The sequence below is a fragment of the Mucilaginibacter sp. SG564 genome (assembly GCF_013149275.1).
GTDB lineage: Bacteria > Bacteroidota > Bacteroidia > Sphingobacteriales > Sphingobacteriaceae > Mucilaginibacter.
The window spans coordinates 126,600-142,465 of record NZ_JABGNA010000014.1 but is presented as its reverse complement, the minus strand read 5'-3'; the positions used below and the strand labels follow the sequence as shown (position 1 = coordinate 142,465).

At 43.9% G+C, this 15,866-nt stretch carries 17 protein-coding genes; 7 read left to right on the top strand and 10 right to left on the bottom strand.

The window, feature by feature from the left end:
* The first annotated feature begins 7 nt into the window (after nt 1–7).
* From FHW89_RS25255 to FHW89_RS25240, 4 genes are all read left to right on the top strand, one after another.
* Nucleotides 8–979 carry an FKBP-type peptidyl-prolyl cis-trans isomerase gene (locus tag FHW89_RS25255; RefSeq protein ID WP_172337833.1) on the top strand — a complete coding sequence of 324 codons (972 nt, stop codon included), beginning with the start codon at nt 8–10 and terminating at the stop codon, nt 977–979.
* A 60-nt stretch (nt 980–1,039) separates the two neighbouring features.
* The gene (locus FHW89_RS25250) at nt 1,040–2,026 is read left to right on the top strand and encodes an FKBP-type peptidyl-prolyl cis-trans isomerase (RefSeq protein ID WP_172337832.1); all 987 of its coding nucleotides are present in this window, start codon (nt 1,040–1,042) and stop codon (nt 2,024–2,026) included.
* Nucleotides 2,027–2,136: 110 nt separating this feature from the next.
* Nucleotides 2,137–2,904: a TatD family hydrolase gene (locus FHW89_RS25245; protein ID WP_172337831.1), complete on the top strand. Its 768-nt coding sequence runs from the start codon at nt 2,137–2,139 to the stop codon at nt 2,902–2,904.
* A 42-nt stretch (nt 2,905–2,946) separates the two neighbouring features.
* Nucleotides 2,947–3,969 (top strand): asparaginase, encoded by a 1,023-nt coding sequence (locus tag FHW89_RS25240; protein WP_172337830.1) that lies wholly within the window; start codon nt 2,947–2,949, stop codon nt 3,967–3,969.
* 164 nt (nt 3,970–4,133) lie between these two features.
* Here the strand turns inward: FHW89_RS25240 and FHW89_RS29220 are convergent, their stop codons facing one another.
* Both FHW89_RS29220 and FHW89_RS25230 read right to left on the bottom strand, forming a co-directional pair.
* Nucleotides 4,134–4,850, bottom strand: coding sequence for a LytTR family DNA-binding domain-containing protein (locus FHW89_RS29220; RefSeq protein ID WP_172337829.1), 717 nt, complete (start codon nt 4,848–4,850; stop codon nt 4,134–4,136).
* Nucleotides 4,847–5,875: a sensor histidine kinase gene (locus tag FHW89_RS25230; protein WP_172337828.1), complete on the bottom strand. Its 1,029-nt coding sequence runs from the start codon at nt 5,873–5,875 to the stop codon at nt 4,847–4,849. Before FHW89_RS25230 ends, FHW89_RS29220 begins: the two co-directional genes overlap by 4 nt.
* 233 nt (nt 5,876–6,108) lie before the next feature.
* Between FHW89_RS25230 and FHW89_RS25225 the strand changes: the two genes are divergently transcribed.
* Nucleotides 6,109–6,924, top strand: a complete 816-nt coding sequence (locus FHW89_RS25225; RefSeq protein WP_172337827.1) for a hypothetical protein — start codon at nt 6,109–6,111, stop codon at nt 6,922–6,924.
* Between the two features lie 57 nt (nt 6,925–6,981).
* On the opposite strand, the gene FHW89_RS25220 is transcribed toward FHW89_RS25225, so the two are convergent.
* The 6 genes from FHW89_RS25220 to FHW89_RS25195 all read right to left on the bottom strand — a co-directional run bounded on the left by FHW89_RS25220 (nt 6,982) and on the right by FHW89_RS25195 (nt 12,671).
* Nucleotides 6,982–7,509: a hypothetical protein gene (locus FHW89_RS25220; protein ID WP_172337826.1), complete on the bottom strand. Its 528-nt coding sequence runs from the start codon at nt 7,507–7,509 to the stop codon at nt 6,982–6,984.
* Between the two features lie 11 nt (nt 7,510–7,520).
* On the bottom strand, nt 7,521–8,516 hold the full coding sequence (locus FHW89_RS25215; RefSeq protein WP_172337825.1) for a hypothetical protein: 996 nt from the start codon (nt 8,514–8,516) through the stop codon (nt 7,521–7,523).
* Nucleotides 8,517–8,551: 35 nt separating this feature from the next.
* Nucleotides 8,552–8,917 (bottom strand): hypothetical protein, encoded by a 366-nt coding sequence (locus FHW89_RS25210; RefSeq protein ID WP_172337824.1) that lies wholly within the window; start codon nt 8,915–8,917, stop codon nt 8,552–8,554.
* Between the two features lie 63 nt (nt 8,918–8,980).
* Nucleotides 8,981–11,098 carry a carboxypeptidase-like regulatory domain-containing protein gene (locus tag FHW89_RS25205; RefSeq protein ID WP_172337823.1) on the bottom strand — a complete coding sequence of 706 codons (2,118 nt, stop codon included), beginning with the start codon at nt 11,096–11,098 and terminating at the stop codon, nt 8,981–8,983.
* Nucleotides 11,099–11,112: 14 nt separating this feature from the next.
* On the bottom strand, nt 11,113–12,090 hold the full coding sequence (locus FHW89_RS25200; protein WP_172337822.1) for a FecR family protein: 978 nt from the start codon (nt 12,088–12,090) through the stop codon (nt 11,113–11,115).
* Nucleotides 12,087–12,671: an RNA polymerase sigma-70 factor gene (locus tag FHW89_RS25195; protein ID WP_172337821.1), complete on the bottom strand. Its 585-nt coding sequence runs from the start codon at nt 12,669–12,671 to the stop codon at nt 12,087–12,089. Before FHW89_RS25195 ends, FHW89_RS25200 begins: the two co-directional genes overlap by 4 nt.
* Nucleotides 12,672–12,853: 182 nt before the next feature.
* Between FHW89_RS25195 and FHW89_RS25190 the strand changes: the two genes are divergently transcribed.
* On the top strand, nt 12,854–13,375 hold the full coding sequence (locus FHW89_RS25190; RefSeq protein ID WP_172337820.1) for a hypothetical protein: 522 nt from the start codon (nt 12,854–12,856) through the stop codon (nt 13,373–13,375).
* 5 nt (nt 13,376–13,380) lie between these two features.
* Here the strand turns inward: FHW89_RS25190 and FHW89_RS25185 are convergent, their stop codons facing one another.
* A complete protein-coding gene (locus FHW89_RS25185; RefSeq protein WP_172337819.1) occupies nt 13,381–14,154 on the bottom strand; it encodes an MBL fold metallo-hydrolase in 774 nt (257 codons plus the stop codon).
* Nucleotides 14,155–14,251: 97 nt separating this feature from the next.
* On the opposite strand from FHW89_RS25185, the gene FHW89_RS25180 reads away from it, so the two are divergent.
* Entirely contained in the window at nt 14,252–14,626 is a 375-nt protein-coding gene (locus FHW89_RS25180) for a helix-turn-helix domain-containing protein (protein WP_172337818.1), read from the top strand.
* A gap of 238 nt (nt 14,627–14,864) precedes the next feature.
* Here the strand turns inward: FHW89_RS25180 and FHW89_RS25175 are convergent, their stop codons facing one another.
* A complete protein-coding gene (locus FHW89_RS25175; protein WP_172337817.1) occupies nt 14,865–15,857 on the bottom strand; it encodes an aldo/keto reductase in 993 nt (330 codons plus the stop codon).
* Nucleotides 15,858–15,866: the final 9 nt, after the last annotated feature.

The window sequence follows — 15,866 nt, the reverse complement described above, 5'->3', positions numbered from 1 at the left end:
ACTAAACATGAAAAGAAAATTGATGTTATTGTCTCTTGCGGCTATAGGTTTAGCGAGTTGCAACGGTGGATTTAAGCAGGGCGATGGTGGCTTGCTTTATAATATTCACACTTCTAAGGGTGGTGCCAAAATTAAAGATGGAGACTTTATAAGTCTTAACATGGTACAGAAAACCGACGGCGACTCTATACTGAACAGCACTTATGAAAACGGCCAAACAATAAAAACCCCTATGCCTACCAAAGAACAGGCAAAAGGCGACTTGCTTATTGCAGGCGTAAGGATGTTAGGTGAAGGAGATAGTGCAACATTTAAAATAGCAGCCGATTCCATATTTAAAAAAGGTCAGCCGCGCCCTCAGAATTTTAAAAGCAAATACCTGGTGTTTGTAGTGAAAATTGAAAAAGTAATAGCCAAAGGCAATCTTAATCAACAGGTTTTTGAAGGCCGTGTAAGAGATTATATTAAATCTTTGAGCGAGGCCGTGAAAAATCAGGAACCAGCCAAGATTAAAAAATATATTGCCGATCATCACCTTACCGTGAGCAAAACTGCATCAGGCTTGCAATACGTGATCACTACTCCGGGTACTGGTGATAAACCAGCAGTTGGTGATACCGCTGTAGTAAACTATACCGGCAAATTAACTACCGGTAAAGTATTTGATACCAGTATTAAAGAAGAGGCTACCAAAGCAAAAATACCTGTTGACCCTATGCGTCAGTTTGCACCTATCCGTATTCCGGTTGGCCAGGCCAAAGTAATACCAGGTTGGGACGAAGGCTTGCAATTGTTAAACAAAGGTGCTAAGGCGATATTCATCGTTCCATCTGATTTGGCTTATAAAGATCAGGGAATCGGCCCAATTGGCCCGTACTCTCCGCTGGTGTTTGAAATAGAGATGGTTAACGTAGTTAAACCAAATCCAAATGCACCAAAACCAGTTGTACCGCAGTTAACTCCGCCACCAGCTAAATAATTTAAAGAAATTGAATATGGCCTTTTTGCCCGCGGGCAAAAAGGCTTTTTTTTGTTGCTTATGAAACGTACTATTTATATCCTGCTGCCTTTACTGGCCTTATTTACCATAAGCGCGAGTGCTCAGCAAACAACCGATCTGAAGAAAACAGCCAATGGCGCGCTGTATAAAATATTTACCAACAATGCCGGTCCAAAGGCAAAGCTAAATGATGTAATCACTTTTAACTTTGTTCAAACTACAGATAAGGATTCGGTATTATACAGCACTTATAAATCGGGCAAGCCGGTACAGGCCCAAATACAGGCTTCACAAAACGTAGGCGACCTGATGGATATTTTTCCGTTGCTGGCCGCTAAAGACAGCGCCCTGGTTAAAGTACCTACCGATTCTGTTTTTAAAGGACATGAAGAGGCCCGCCCGCCGTTTTTTCCGAAAGGCAGTTATTTAACCTTTGTGCTTAAGATTGAGAAAATACAATCATTGAATGAAGCTATTGTGGAGCGGAATGCCGAAGGACAGAAACGAAAAGATAAAGAACTAACCGATGCCAACAACTATTTAGCTGCTAATAAGATAAATGCCATTCCAACTGGCTCTGGCTTAAGATATGTGATTACCAAACCCTCTGTAAAGCGTAAACCCTTATCTGGCGATACAGTTATGGTAAATTACACCGGCCGTATATTGAATGGCAAAGTATTTGACTCCAGCATCGAGGCCGAGGCTAAAAGTGCCGGTTTGGATCAGCCGGGACGCAAATATGAGCCAATAAGTGTAGTGCTTGGCCAGCAGCAGGTAATACCTGGTTGGGACGAGGCTCTGCTTTTACTCAACGAGGGTTCAAAAGCAAAACTGATCATCCCATCGAGCCTGGCTTATGGTGATAGAGGTGCAGGTCAGGATATACCCCCATACACTACATTGATATTTGATGTGGAACTGGTACGGGTTAAACCAGGTAAACATGCCCCGGCTAAAACTGGTGTAGTTAGCCCTGCCAAAAAACGCGTTTACAAAAAACCGCTCACTAAAAAGACAAATTAGTGAGTTGTGAATGGTGAGTAGTGAGTTGGGAAAAATAGCAGGTAAGTTAGATAAATCCTGAAAATTCACCACTCACTTCTCACCATTCTCCTGTTTACTATATTTGCACTATGGTATTAACAGACACGCATACCCATTTATATTACGAAACCATTGCCGATAAGCGCGCGGCACTCATGGAGCGTTGTATCGATAACAACATCAGCCGCTTGTTTCTACCCAATGTCGATAGGGAATCCGTGGCGATGGTGTTTGACCTGGTAAAAGCGTATCCCGATCAATGTTTCCCCATGCTGGGCCTGCACCCCTGCTCGGTAAAAGAAAACTGGCAGCAGGAACTTCAGGATATCCGCGATGCCCATCAACAGCATAAAATTTTTGCCATCGGCGAAATCGGTATTGATCTGTATTGGGATAAAACTACGCTGAATGATCAGATAGAAGCCTTTCGCCAGCAGATCAATTGGGCAAAAAGCCTTAAACTGCCTATTGTTATTCACTGCCGTGATGCCTTTAATGAAGTATATGAAGTACTGCAGCAGGAGCAGGACGAGGATTTGCGCGGGGTGTTCCACTGCTTTACCGGTACGCTGGAGCAGGCTCAAAAAGTAACGGCCCTGGGCTTTTACCTGGGTATAGGCGGAGTGGTTACTTATAAAAATTCGGGTTTAGATAAAGTTGTGGCCGAAATTGACCTTCAACATGTAGTTTTAGAAACAGATTCTCCGTACCTTACGCCCGTTCCGTTCCGCGGCAAGCCTAATGAAAGTTCATACCTGATCTACATTGCACAAAAAGTGGCGGAGCTGCACCAAATAGCTATAGATACGGTGGCCGAAATAACCACCGAAAATTCGAAAAAGCTGTTTGGTATTTAACAACATTTATTTATTGAATTTTATACAGCATACACATATTTCATGAGCCAGATACTGATCATCTATACCGGAGGGACAATTGGAATGATGACCGATCCTGTGACCAAAGTACTTAAGCCTATTAATTTTGAACAGATCATGGACAATGTTCCGGAGCTGGAAAAATTAAATTGCCGCATTAAAGTTCACTCTTTTGATGAGATCATTGATTCATCAAACATGAACCCAGCTATCTGGAGCGAGCTGGCCGGACTTATCCAGTCAAACTATCATGATAACGATGGCTTTGTGATATTACATGGCTCTGATACCATGGCTTATACCGCATCGGCCTTAAGCTTTATGCTCGAAAACCTGGGCAAACCCATCATATTTACCGGTTCGCAATTACCTATAAGTGCTATACGTACTGATGCTAAGGAAAATCTGATGACAGCGATTGAAATTGCCAAATCAAAAAAAGGCGACCGTGCGCGCGTACCCGAAGTTTGTATCTACTTTGATTATAAATTGTTCCGCGGTAACCGGGCATTTAAATATAATTCTTCCAAATTCGAGGCATTCCGTTCGCCTAATTACCCTATACTGGCCGAGTCTGGAGTTCACCTGCGTTTTAGCGCCAACGATATCAGGCACCCGCAGGAGGGTACCGAGCTCATTATCCACAACAACCTGGTAAGCGATGTTGCCGTGTTAAAATTATACCCGGGCATCGGCACTAAGGTGGTTGAAACCATTTTGAATTCTGAAGTACGCGGTATTGTGATGGAAACATTCGGCGCCGGGAATACGACTACGGATGAATGGTTCATCAGCCTGCTCAAAGGTGCTATTGATAGCGGCAAAGTGATTGTTGATATTTCTCAGTGTAAGGTGGGCACAGTTGAACTGGGGCGTTACGAAACCAGCCGTGCATTGAAAGATATTGGTGTGGCCAATGGCTATGATATGACCTTTGAATCGGCCGTAACCAAAATGATGTACCTGCTGGGCATGTTTGATGACCCGGCACAGGTGAAATATTATATGGAGCTTGATTTAAGAGGAGAGATCACGGTATCGTAAGGGTGAGTAGTAAGTAGTGAGTTCTGAGTAAAGAAGAATTATCATCACGTTATTCCGAGCGCAGCGTGGCAATCCCTAACTATACAGAGTAAATCTGCGAAGCCGTCCTGCTAATCGGGGATTGCCACGCTCGCAATGACGTGCTGGAGAACAAATTCCTCATCTCAAAATATCCTTTGATTAATAACCGCCATAAAGCCATCTTTAAACTTTTCGCTTACGGGGATATGCTTATCGCCAATGTAGATATGGTTGTCCTGGATCTTGTTAAGTTGTTTGGTATTAACGATGTAGGAGTTATGTACCCGAACAAACGGAACGGTAAGCTGCTCTTCGATATCTTTTAACCGACGATAGATCAACAGTTGATCGGTATGCGTAACCACCCTAACGTATTCCTTTTCGCCTTCAAAATACAGGATATGCTCCAATAGGATTTTGCGCAGCACTTTGCCCGATTTTACAAAAAAATACTCCTGGTCGGTTTGTGCAGGCAGTGGCGCAGCCACGGGAGCTTTGCCGAAACTGGCTTCTATTTTTTGCTGGGCAGCCAAAAAACGTTTCAGTGTAATGGGTTTCAGCAGATAATCAATTGTTTTAAACGTGTAGCTTTCGGCGGCAAATTCGGAGTAGGCTGTAGTGAAAACAATTTTGGTGTCGGATGGTAATAAACCGGCAAGCTCCATCCCGCTCAAATGGGGCATGTTAATATCTAAAAATATAAAATCAACCTTGTGTTTGTTCTCTTTTAAAAAGGCAAGCGCCTCCAGGCCATTATAGCATTTGGTTAAAAGCTGCCACTGCGTAGTTTGCCCAATCAGCATTTCCAGCAGTTTTACCGCGTTGGGTTCATCATCAATAATAATACAACTTAAATTCACGCTAAAGGAATCTTTAAAAAAGCGGTAAATGATTGTTCGTTCTTATGCGTATCCAACTCAAAATTGTTTTGGTAAAGCAAGGTAAGTCTTTTACGCAAATTAGTTATACCAAAACCATTGCTGCCATTTTGCTTCGGTTTGTCATATATCCGGTTTACGGTTTCAAACATCAGGTAATTATCCTCCTGAACCAGCGAAATTTTGATGCAATTATCAAGGCTCGATTTATCAATACCATGTTTAAAAATGTTCTCTACAAAAGTCATCAGCAACATAGGCGGGATGCGGAGATCGGGATTAAACTGCTTCACAAAAGTAAGCTGCACCTCATGGCGGATGCGTATCTTTTCCAGCTCCAGATAATTCTCCAAAAATTTAACCTCGGTATTGATAGAAACCTCATCCAGTGGGCTTTCATCTAAAAAATACCGCATAATGTCCGATAGACGCTCTATCAGGGCGGCCGTGCGCGGGGCTTCCCGGTAAGCTTCGTAATAAATATTGTTCAACGTATTGAACAAAAAATGAGGTTGTACCTGCGATTTGAGCAGGTTAAGTTCGGCCTGGCTTTTTTGCACCAGAATCTCTTCGGTTTGCTGCTTTAATTTAAAGTACGCGATGGCAATACGGAATATAAAACTAAGCGCGAATATCAATCCTCCGCTCAAAACAAATTTTAATAAAGCTGGCAGTGTCAGTGGTTCGGCTTGTCCGGCCTTGGCAAAGTAAGTATTATAAACAAGGGTGCTTACATAGCCGCGCCCTACCCCGGTAAGCACCAATAATACCAGCGCCAGTAGGCCATACAAAACATACCTGCGGGTTTCATAGAAACGGGGGTATAAAAAACGGATGTTTCCGTATATAATGATCACATAATAAACAATATATATGTTGGTATAAAACGCCCCTTCTTTAAAACCATCCATAGACGAGAAAGACAGGAAGAGTATAATATAAACAGAGATCCAGACCAACCACTGGAGCTGGGTAATAGTAGCCTTACCCTTAAACACTTGCATCATGCCTAAAATTACAAAGGTTTTTTGGTGTTCTGCTTTTTTTTCAACGGTTATGCGGCTTTATTCAACTAACCTGGAGCGATGCTCAATAGATTGATCAGTAGCGGTTTGGTTGAAAGTATGCCATGCTTGGTTAAAAATAGGCCAAGGGCAGTTGAAATGATTTTTGTCGCTAGTTTATAAACAACAGCTTTGATCATTACATAGTAATAAACTTTTTCCTTAACAATTGAATCATGAGAACTGATTGCTCCGTCTTTAAATTTATAATTACCACTTTGGCGCTGTTATGGGCTTTAATGGGCAATTTAAAACCGGTATGGGCACAAGCAGATACCATACGGGTAGCCGACAAAAGACTCCTGACACAGGTACTGAAACCAGGTAACCGGCAATACCTGGTGTATTTTCAAATGCTGAACAACAAAAAGAGCCTGCGCTTCTGGTATTGGATGCGTAATACGGCTATCGAAAACCGCAATGGCGAAAAGGTGTTCACCATAAACCAACATTGGTTTGGCAGCGATACGTTAGCTTACCGGTCCGTATATTCGGTTAACAGAACTGCCGATTTCGCGCCGATTTACCACGCGGAAACCATTAACAATAAGACAAAAGCCTATAACTGGGCGCCTGATAAAATTACCGGAGCTGATAGTGTAAAAGATAATACGGCCAAAAACTTTTCACTGGCTTTTAAGCGCCCCAATTTTAACTGGAACCTGGATATCGAAACCTTTGAAATGCTGCCTTTGGCCGCGGGCAAAACTTTTGTTATCAATTTTTATGATGCAGGTTTAGCACCACCCGAATATGTAACTTACAAAGTAACAGGGAGCGAAATATTAAGTACCTTAAATAACGACAACGTTGATTGCTGGAAGCTTTTTACCGAAAGCGAATACCAGGGTAAGCACTATACCGAAACCTATTGGATAAGCAAAAAAGGACACGAGTTTTTACGGGAGGAGGACACTTTTGACGGGGGATATCGTTACAAGATCAAACTCCCTTTAATGACACCCGACCTGATGAAAAGGTTTAGACGATAAACAACAAAGCCCTCTCTGTTGGAAAGGGCTTTTAAGTAAGGTTTAGGATAAATAATTCTAAAGGCCGTATGCCACACGGATCGTCGCGGTGCCAAAATTAGAACCCTGCTGGATGAAATGCTCATACCCGATGCCTGTATCCCATGATTTGGATGCGAAACCGATGCTTGGTGACAGGATTAGTTTAACAGGGCCACCAGGAGTTTCAAAACCGGCACCGGCTTCAGCGGCCCAGTAAAAGCCTGAACTCATAAATGACTTAATGCCGACTTTAACCGGAATAATACCCATATCATCGGGTTGGGTAAAACCAAAGCCGGGGATCTCCTGTTTTTTTGCAGAGAAGTTATAGTAACCTGATGTAAAGGTGAGTGCCAATGAATTGCTCAAACCATATTGAGCACGTAATGTGCCGCCCAGTTCAAAGTTGCTGTACTTTTTAATGGTACCGGTGGGTAAACCGGCCTCAGCGCCAAGGCTCCAGCGCCATTTACCTTTTTCTGTTGTTTGGGCGTAACTGTGTGAAGCAAAGAAAGCTCCTGCAATTAATAATGCGCTTAAAAAATAACCGAATTTGTGTTTCATAATGATAGTGTTTAGTTCAGCTTAAAAAGGTATCCTAATTTAAGTGTAAGGGTATTGGGTATCCGGTCACTGCTGTAATGGTCATATCTGGTGCCAATATCCAATCCGTTTTTAAATCGCAAACCTAATGAGGGAGTGTATACAAAAGAGGTTACACGGGATGTAATACCCACACCAGCTTCACCACCAATGTAAAACTGATCGCCTAAAAATAAACGCAACCCCGCTTTAATCGGTACCACATTCTTTATTGCCGGGTCCAATGTGAAATTATAAGTGCCAGGTGCTGTAAAGCTGCTGTAGTAACCGTAGGGGTAGGTTTTAAAAAAATGCATGTAACCAACCGAGGCTGTAGCTTCGAGGTTATCTATCAGGTGCCTGTTTAAGCTAACCTCGGTACCCATAACAAATTCAGATGAACCGGCCACTAAACCCGGATTAAGGGCTAAGCCTAAGTCCCAACCCTTCAGGCTGTTTGTTTTTTTGTGTGGGGCAAGTTTGCGGGTGCCAAAGCCATAGCCCAATCTGAGCCCGATGCTTTTGGTGGATTTGTCTTTGGTATAATCTTCATATTTTACGCTTAGGTCTATACCATTTTTAAAAGCCAGGCCAACAGAGGGTGACCAGAGGAATGAAGTACCCCATTGTTCAAAAGCGAGGCCGGCCCCGGCTTCGCCGCCCAGATAAAAGTTATTTGTTACAAAATACTTAACACCTGCTTTAACCGGGATCACGTTGTAGGGGCTGCCGTACTGCGGGAAGCCATCAAAATGGTCCTTTTCAAAAAAATGGGTAAAGCCGGTGGTAAGCGTCGCGGCAAAATGCTTATCAATATCTTTCTCCAGTCTGATATCGCCGCCGAGCGTGTATTTAAATGCATCTGTAGGCGCTAAACCAGCATCGATGCCAAAGCTTAAACGCCAGCTGTTGTCTGTTTGCGCCCTTGCTATGGGGCCGCATAACATCAACAGCAAAAAAAGTGATGATAAGCAAAATTTAATCTTCATGTGATATAATTATAATTTGTGTGTGTGCAGAAAGGTTAGTCGGCCGGTAAAAAATCAAGGGCTTTTTTTATAGTCAGCAGGCTTGTACCAAAGGCCAGTTCGGCCGCCTGTTGCTGGCTTTTAAGCAGGTATGATATAAATATCACTATGCAAAAAACGCTCAGGAGGCTCAATAAAAAGAATTTAAGGGTTCGGGTATCGGTATAAGTTAGCTCTTGTGGTTTTTGATCGTGGCGCAGTCGGTTGATATTGCTTTTAAGCAATACCAGTGAAAAAAGCAAAACCAGGGTTAATACTTTTGGTAATTCCTGCCATATCAATAAACTGTAGATGATGATCAGTGTGCCTATCAGTAAAAAGATCATCAGTAAAGCAATAATTGTTTCGCGCACTCTTTCCATATTGTTGTTTGAGGTTGTGACAACAACTATGGTATTTACCCCTACGCTGATGGCTGAATATTTTTATTTACTTAGTTTAAGGCGATACCCCAGGCGCAGGGCAAATTGTTTGTAATTAGATTGCAGGCCATAATCTTCAAATTTAAAGCTGGTCTCCAATCCCCTCCGGAAACTGAACCCTGCAGATACAGCATACATGAGCGATCGGTAGGGTTTAGTGGCCGCCTCATAAGGATAGATGCCACTATAAGCGGTTTGGTTAAACAGGCCGAATGCTTCGCCCACCTCGCCGCCTATAAAAAACGAACTGCCGGTTTTTAGCCTCACGCCAGCTTTAACAGGGATGAGCCTGATAGGTTGCGGGCCAAGGTAGCTTTCCTGGCCAAAAGAAGTATAACCCACCGTAAAAGTACCGGCAATATGCTCGCCAAGATCGCGCATGGTAAACAATTCGGTGCCATATACCGCTTTTTGCGGGTCCCAGCCTATGCCGGCGGTAGCGCCACCTCCCAGATACCAGGCATCGGAATTATCTACCTCCTTAAGGGAACGTTTAAAAACCGAATTAAACGCGATACCAACCTCCCAGCCAACCCAGTTTTTACTTGTGTGATCTGGAGGGATGCCAACAACATCTTCGGCTTTGGGAAGATGATTGATGTTTTTATATCCGGACACATGAAAAGCGATACTATTGATGTAACGGTTAAAAGTTGGTCCGGCAACCAGGCTGATGTTTTTTGAAAGCTGCACATTGAATAATAGTTTACCCTGTAGTAAATGGCTATCCCAGGTGCCATTGTCATTAACAAAATGAAAGGCGGCTTCTGTAGAAACGTATACTTTATTGTTCAGCATAAAATCATGACCTAAGCCAAAGCCACCCATATATAGTTTACTAGCAGGAGCCACGTTAACACCTATCAACACGTCAGTATAAAAATTATGCGTACCTGTTTTAAGGGATATATTGGTGTTGGTTAAATCATTGGCTGATAAAGTAACTCTGTAGAAACCATTGCCGATAACGTTAACCAGTCCAATGCTGGCCCCGTAAGAAGTATCGACACGGTTAACCAGGCCTATCTGTATCCCTTTAAGTTTGTGGGCTTCATTATCAAGGGCTGCTATCTGCAGGCCCGATACCTGGCTTTCGGCTTTGTTGATAAAACCGGCAAACTGTACGCCTTTAACGGTATCGAGCGCACGGTTATGTACGCCTGCGGCTTGTAAACCGGTAACCGTACCGCCTACCAGGTTAAAAACACCGGCCAGCTGCAGATACCTGGAGTTCATTCGGTTGATGTTGAACAACCCTCCAAATTCCAGTCCGTTAACCCCGGCAGTATAACCGCCCACCAGGTTAAGGGAAAATTTGTTAACCACCTGTGGACTAAACAAACCATGTGAGCTCAAACCGGGTGTAAGTGATACCTGGAAGGGACGTTTGGCAAAAAAATCGGGTATGTTGAGGCTCTGGATCCGCTGTTTGGCCGAGATGAAAAAGCGGGCTGCTCCGGTTCTTTCTACGTTACGGCTGTTATTGGCGGCCCGATCATGGTCGGATGGTTGTTGCCTGCTGCTTACAGATACACTTTGTAGGAAATTGATGGAAGTATCTTTATAATCCAGTTTACTCGCTGTCAGGCTGATCTGCCCGGGGTTATCGGCCCTAAACCGGAGCTGAAAATAGCCATGTTCATCGGTAAGGGTTGAGGCTAGTTGTTGCTTGGCGTATACACTTACATTGGCCAGGCGGGCGCCGCTCCGTTCATCGACCACCAGGCCGCTGATGGAATAGCTATTGTTTTCGTTGGTAATATCGGTATTGTTGAACGAGAGATTTGGTCGGGGTGGAGCGATAACGATATGATATTTGAGTTCTGTGATTTCATACCTGTTGTGAAACAGCAAGATAAGGATGCCGGCCACCGTTTGGTTGGTTACAGTAAAGGTTACCAGGCTGTCTTTGGGGAGCAGTTTATCATTGTATGCAAAGTAAAAGCCACCTTTTTTGCCTACCTCCTGTAATACATCGGCTATACGAGCGTGATCAAAACTGGCTGATATCCTTTTTACCAACAAACTTTGCGCCTGTGCAAACATACTACCGGTTATCAGTAAAATAACCGGCAGTATTAATTTGGCGAATTTAGGTAGCGACGTATACGTTATTATCATTAGCCGAAGCCGGTTTATTTAAGGATAATCTGGTCCTGTTTTTTTTCAATAGTTACCTGTAGTGTTTTGGTAAGTAATTCTAAAACATAATCCAGGCTAATATCGGTATTAAAAGTGGCCGTTATTTGTTGGTTAGCCAATTGCTTTCTGCCGATGACGATCTGACAATTGTAAGCTTCGTTCAGTACCTGTACCAAACGATAAAGCGGTACACCTTTAGCCACAAACTCATGCCTGCGGTAATAAGTGTATAATTTGTCGGGTGTTTTTAGCTTGCTGATCTTACCTGTTTGTGGATTTACCAATGCCATTTCGTCGGGTTTAAGCACTATCATAACATGACTAAAGTTATTTGTAACCTGCACTATGCCAGTCTCTACAATTACTTCTATCAAACCATTGCGGTTTTTTACGTTGAATGATGTACCCACCACTCTTATGGTAGCACCACCTGTTGAAATAATGAAAGGTTTGGCTTTGTTGGGAGCTATGCTAAAAAAGGCTTCGCCCTTAACCAGGGCAACGTTACGCTGCTCTCCCTGGAACTTTTTAGGATAACTGAGCAAAGCATACTTGTTCAGTGTGATCATGGAACCGTCAGACAGCGTATCTGTTTTAACGATATCTTGGGTTTCGAAACGTACCTGTGGGTTCATAAATGTGGTCATGAATAACCAGCTGCCGCCTGCTATAAATAATATGGCTACTGCTATTTTGAGCCAAAAGTACCCGTGCATGGGTATAATTATTGCCTGTGTTTTTTGCTCCGCCGCCCTTTGTTTTACTTTTTGCAGGGAAGCATGGGCATCAATATCCGGGTCGGCTGTAAAGTTTTTGCTGCTGTCCCAGATAAGTTTAAACTGCTCAAAACGGCGCTCATTGGCCATAGCGAGGGCGCGCCATTCTTCCACCTGCTTTGCCTGCTCCTCCGAAACCTCTTTAAGCAGATAACTGATCAGGAGATCATCGTTTATATGTAAAGGTTTCTTCATCGTACCAAATTCATTAATATCCATAATAGCAGTGGCAGGTAATCTGCCAGTTGTAGCCTGAGTCGCTTAAGCGCCTTGCCCATCTGGTTATCTACCGTTTTGATAGAAATACCCAGCCGAGCGGCTATCTCTGAATATTTAAGCTCTTCAAACCGGCTCATCTGGAAAACCGTGCGGCATTGCTCGGGTAAGGAATTGATTGACCGGTACAGGCGCTTTTCAAACTCCCGGTATTGCAGTTTATCAAGCGGGTGCTCTGTTTCTTGTTCCATTTTGTAAAATGTGTGTGTTTGATATTTCTGTTTTACCTTATGATGTTTAAAATAATTCATACACTCGTTATGCACCGAGCGGTACAGGTAGGCCTTTAATGAAGTATGGATGGTGACAGGGTCGCGCTTTTCCAGAATCTTTAAGAATACATCCTGTACCATTTCGTCGGCTACGGTGCTATCATTAACCAGTGTGAGGGCATAATGGTGCAGGGCCGCATAATGATCAAGATAGATCCTGTCAAAATCCTGCTCAGCTGCATCCAGCTGCAGTAAATAAGGTGTTTTATGGGTGTTTTCTGTTTGCAAAGCCTGGGTTTAAAAGTACTGTTTTAAACTTTTATTACGCAGCAGACAACAGTGCGTACCAAAACCCCTATGCCCCGGTGAAATTTTTTTTATTTTAGGTTTATAGATTAAACCTGGCAGTGTTCCCAAGGTCATACATAAACCTGTTCACCAATTGTTGGCTTACCTAAACTTAAACGGATATGAAAAAGATAATCCTGCTCCTGCTGTTATTGATGGTAACCGGCTATGCCATAGCCCAAAAAAGAACCCAGCCCCATACTTATGTCAAATCCTATACGCTTAAAAAAACGCATAGGATTGACACTCATGCAAACAATGGAATAATTTTGCAGACAAAAACTGTAAGGCAAGGAAATTTATCGGCAGCTACTGGTACCAACTATGCGCCGGTAGCTCAGTTCGATAACGGCGGTACATCAACCATAGTTAATGCCGATGGTTCTCATAGTGTTTTAATCAATGGCGGCGGCAATGTATCAACACTGGTCAATTCAGATGGTTCACATTCCACTATTATCAACAACGGAGCCACCTCAACTATCGTTAATCCCGACGGCTCGCACTCGGTATTGATCAATAGTGGGGGTAATGTATCAACACTGGTCAACTCCGATGGTTCACATTCTACCATTATCAATAATGGGGCAACCTCGGTTATTGTTAATCCCGATGGTTCCCATTCGGTAGTTCTCAACCAGTAATATAGTCAGACGTTATCCGAAATAAATAACTCCCCATCATTAGGCACATGGCAGCGCCCGCCAAGATGATGCGTTGCTAAAGCGGCCTTCACATCGGCACGGCTCTCGCCACAATGATTGGCCGTTTCCAGGTGTACTACGTAAACATGGGCTTTGGGCGCGTGGTTACAAACGGTTATAATATCGTTAATATCCATCACAATAGGGTCGCCGGTTAAAAACCTGCCCGCGCCACCATTCAATACTATATGGGCAGGCTGATATTTGTCTAAGGCCTCCTGCACTTCGGCACACCAAACAGTATCACCAGCAATATAAATGCTGTCGTCGCCATAGTTGATCACATAGCCCGAAACAGTACCCATGCGTTCGCCTATTTCACCAGTGCCGTGATGGCCGCCAGTGCGATTGATCCGGATACCCTCCCAAACCAGTTCCTCATTAACAGGGATAACATTGGTAAAACCAGCTTCGCATATCGTTTCCGTGTCAGCAGGCTGGCAAAATAGGGTGATGTTTTTGGGCAGCAGTTCACGGGCAGCAGCGTCCCAGTGGTCAAGGTGTTGTACATGGGTAACCAGCACAGCATCTGTACGGGCAATTAATTGTTCCAGTTCATCGTTGCTAATAGGAAGATCCACCAGCGGATTTCTTAACGTATTTGCTGTATTGGGGATGGGATCATAGCTGCCTTTGGGGCCCAGCATAGGATCAATAAGGATAGTTTTGCCATTGGCAGATAATATCTGGGTTGCATGGCGCAGTAATTGCAAGTTCATGTTAAAGCATTTAAATTTGATGGGGTCAAAGATCGGGCTATCCTGAGGCAAGCCCAAGAAGGTTACATTTTAGTAACCAGTTCACCATTTGGTTACCATGAATTACAACCAGTTCAGACATTGCGGACTTAATGTTACCTTAAACATACTTTCGGGTAAATGGAAGCCTATTATCCTGTACCACCTGTTCCACAACGCCGAAATGCGTTTTACCGAGCTCTGGCGCATTATTCCTAAGGTGGCTAAAAAGGTACTGCTTGATCATCTGAAACAAATGGAGGCAGATGGCCTTATCATCCGCGAAGAGAAACACAGCTTCCCGCCAGAGGTATGCTACCGTATCTCAGAAAAAGGCAAAGCCTTGGGGCCCGCGCTATCCGCGCTGGAAACCTGGGCCAATGAACATGCCGTTGATGAGGTGGAAGAGTTTAAGAAAACTGCTCTGGGGAAGTTGAGAAATTCTAACCCTTAATTTCTAAATTCTAAAAAATGTCCTCTCGAATGAGGCATTCGCATAATCGACTGACGCTGTCAGCGCCTCGCTGGATGACCCTCTCTTCGCCTGCGGCGGAAAGAGGGGATTTTCCGTCCACGCGTCATTGCGAGGAGGAACGACGTGGCAATCCCCGATATACAGAGCGTCTCTGTAAGTCGGGGATTGCCACGCTACGCTCGCAATGACGTATGGATTAGAATAGGGTGTTGATTCCTTACCCAAAAATCCCTTCAAATGTCTTATTAATAAAAACTAACTCCTCTGCTGAAAGCGTAAAGTCAACCGCTTTGGCATTGTCAATGGCTTGGGTGGCGTTGCGGGCACCTGCCAGTACCACGGTGATACCGGGCTGTAACGTTGTCCAGCGCAATACGAGTTGCGACAAGCTCGCGCCTTTTTCATTTGCCAGTGGACGAATGGCTTCTAAAAACAGGTTTACTTTACCAATCGAAAACTGGTTAAAATAGCCATTGCGGTGGTCGCTATCACTCAGTTTAAAATCGGGTTTATATTTACCGGTGAGCAGGCCACGTTCCAGCGGACTGTAAGCGATAATGCCGATATGATTTTGTATAGCGTAAGGTACCACATCCTGTTCAATAGCGCGGTTAAGCATGCTGTACGGTAACTGGTTTGATGCCAGCTGTATGCTTTGCTGCGCGGTTTGCATTTGCTGCAGGCTGTAATTGCTTACGCCAGCCGCCCTGATCTTACCTTGTTTGATCAGCAATTCCAGCGTTTCCATAGTTTCGGCAATTGGGGTAGTGTCATCGGGCCAGTGAATTTGCAACAGATCGATGTATTCGGTACCCAGGCGTTTCAGGCTGGCTTCTACCTCGCGGATAATGCTATCCTTTGCCGCGTATTTATATATAGGCAGTTTGTTGCCATGATCATCGGCGGCATCAAAAAAGAACTCGCCTTTACCATGGCTGCTTTGGTCCCATACCAGGCCAAATTTGGTGAGCAATTGTATCTTGCTGCGATCGTACCCGGCCACTGCTTTACCTATCAGTTCTTCGCTTAAACCAAAGCCGTAAAACGGCGCGGTATCAATAGTGGTAACGCCATGATCGATGGATGCCTGTACGGCTTTGATCGATTCTTGTTTCTCATTACCACCCCACATATTACCGCCAATGGCAAACGCGCCGTAAGTAATGGTCGATAACTGCAGTTCTGTATTTCCTAATTTTCTGTATTCCATTTTTTGTGT

Excerpts from the sequence above, each read along its gene's own strand:
- FHW89_RS25255 (WP_172337833.1), top strand. The coding sequence starts at position 8 with ATGAAAAGAAAATTGATGTTATTGTCTCTTGCGGCTATAGGTTTAGCG.
- FHW89_RS25250 (WP_172337832.1), top strand. The coding sequence starts at position 1,040 with ATGAAACGTACTATTTATATCCTGCTGCCTTTACTGGCCTTATTTACC.
- FHW89_RS25245 (WP_172337831.1), top strand. The coding sequence starts at position 2,137 with ATGGTATTAACAGACACGCATACCCATTTATATTACGAAACCATTGCC.
- FHW89_RS25240 (WP_172337830.1), top strand. The coding sequence starts at position 2,947 with ATGAGCCAGATACTGATCATCTATACCGGAGGGACAATTGGAATGATG.
- FHW89_RS25230 (WP_172337828.1), bottom strand. The coding sequence starts at position 5,875 with ATGATGCAAGTGTTTAAGGGTAAGGCTACTATTACCCAGCTCCAGTGG.
- FHW89_RS25225 (WP_172337827.1), top strand. The coding sequence starts at position 6,109 with ATGAGAACTGATTGCTCCGTCTTTAAATTTATAATTACCACTTTGGCG.
- FHW89_RS25220 (WP_172337826.1), bottom strand. The coding sequence starts at position 7,509 with ATGAAACACAAATTCGGTTATTTTTTAAGCGCATTATTAATTGCAGGA.
- FHW89_RS25215 (WP_172337825.1), bottom strand. The coding sequence starts at position 8,516 with ATGAAGATTAAATTTTGCTTATCATCACTTTTTTTGCTGTTGATGTTA.
- FHW89_RS25210 (WP_172337824.1), bottom strand. The coding sequence starts at position 8,917 with ATGGAAAGAGTGCGCGAAACAATTATTGCTTTACTGATGATCTTTTTA.
- FHW89_RS25205 (WP_172337823.1), bottom strand. The coding sequence starts at position 11,098 with ATGATAATAACGTATACGTCGCTACCTAAATTCGCCAAATTAATACTG.
- FHW89_RS25200 (WP_172337822.1), bottom strand. The coding sequence starts at position 12,090 with ATGAAGAAACCTTTACATATAAACGATGATCTCCTGATCAGTTATCTG.
- FHW89_RS25190 (WP_172337820.1), top strand. The coding sequence starts at position 12,854 with ATGAAAAAGATAATCCTGCTCCTGCTGTTATTGATGGTAACCGGCTAT.
- FHW89_RS25185 (WP_172337819.1), bottom strand. The coding sequence starts at position 14,154 with ATGAACTTGCAATTACTGCGCCATGCAACCCAGATATTATCTGCCAAT.
- FHW89_RS25180 (WP_172337818.1), top strand. The coding sequence starts at position 14,252 with ATGAATTACAACCAGTTCAGACATTGCGGACTTAATGTTACCTTAAAC.
- FHW89_RS25175 (WP_172337817.1), bottom strand. The coding sequence starts at position 15,857 with ATGGAATACAGAAAATTAGGAAATACAGAACTGCAGTTATCGACCATT.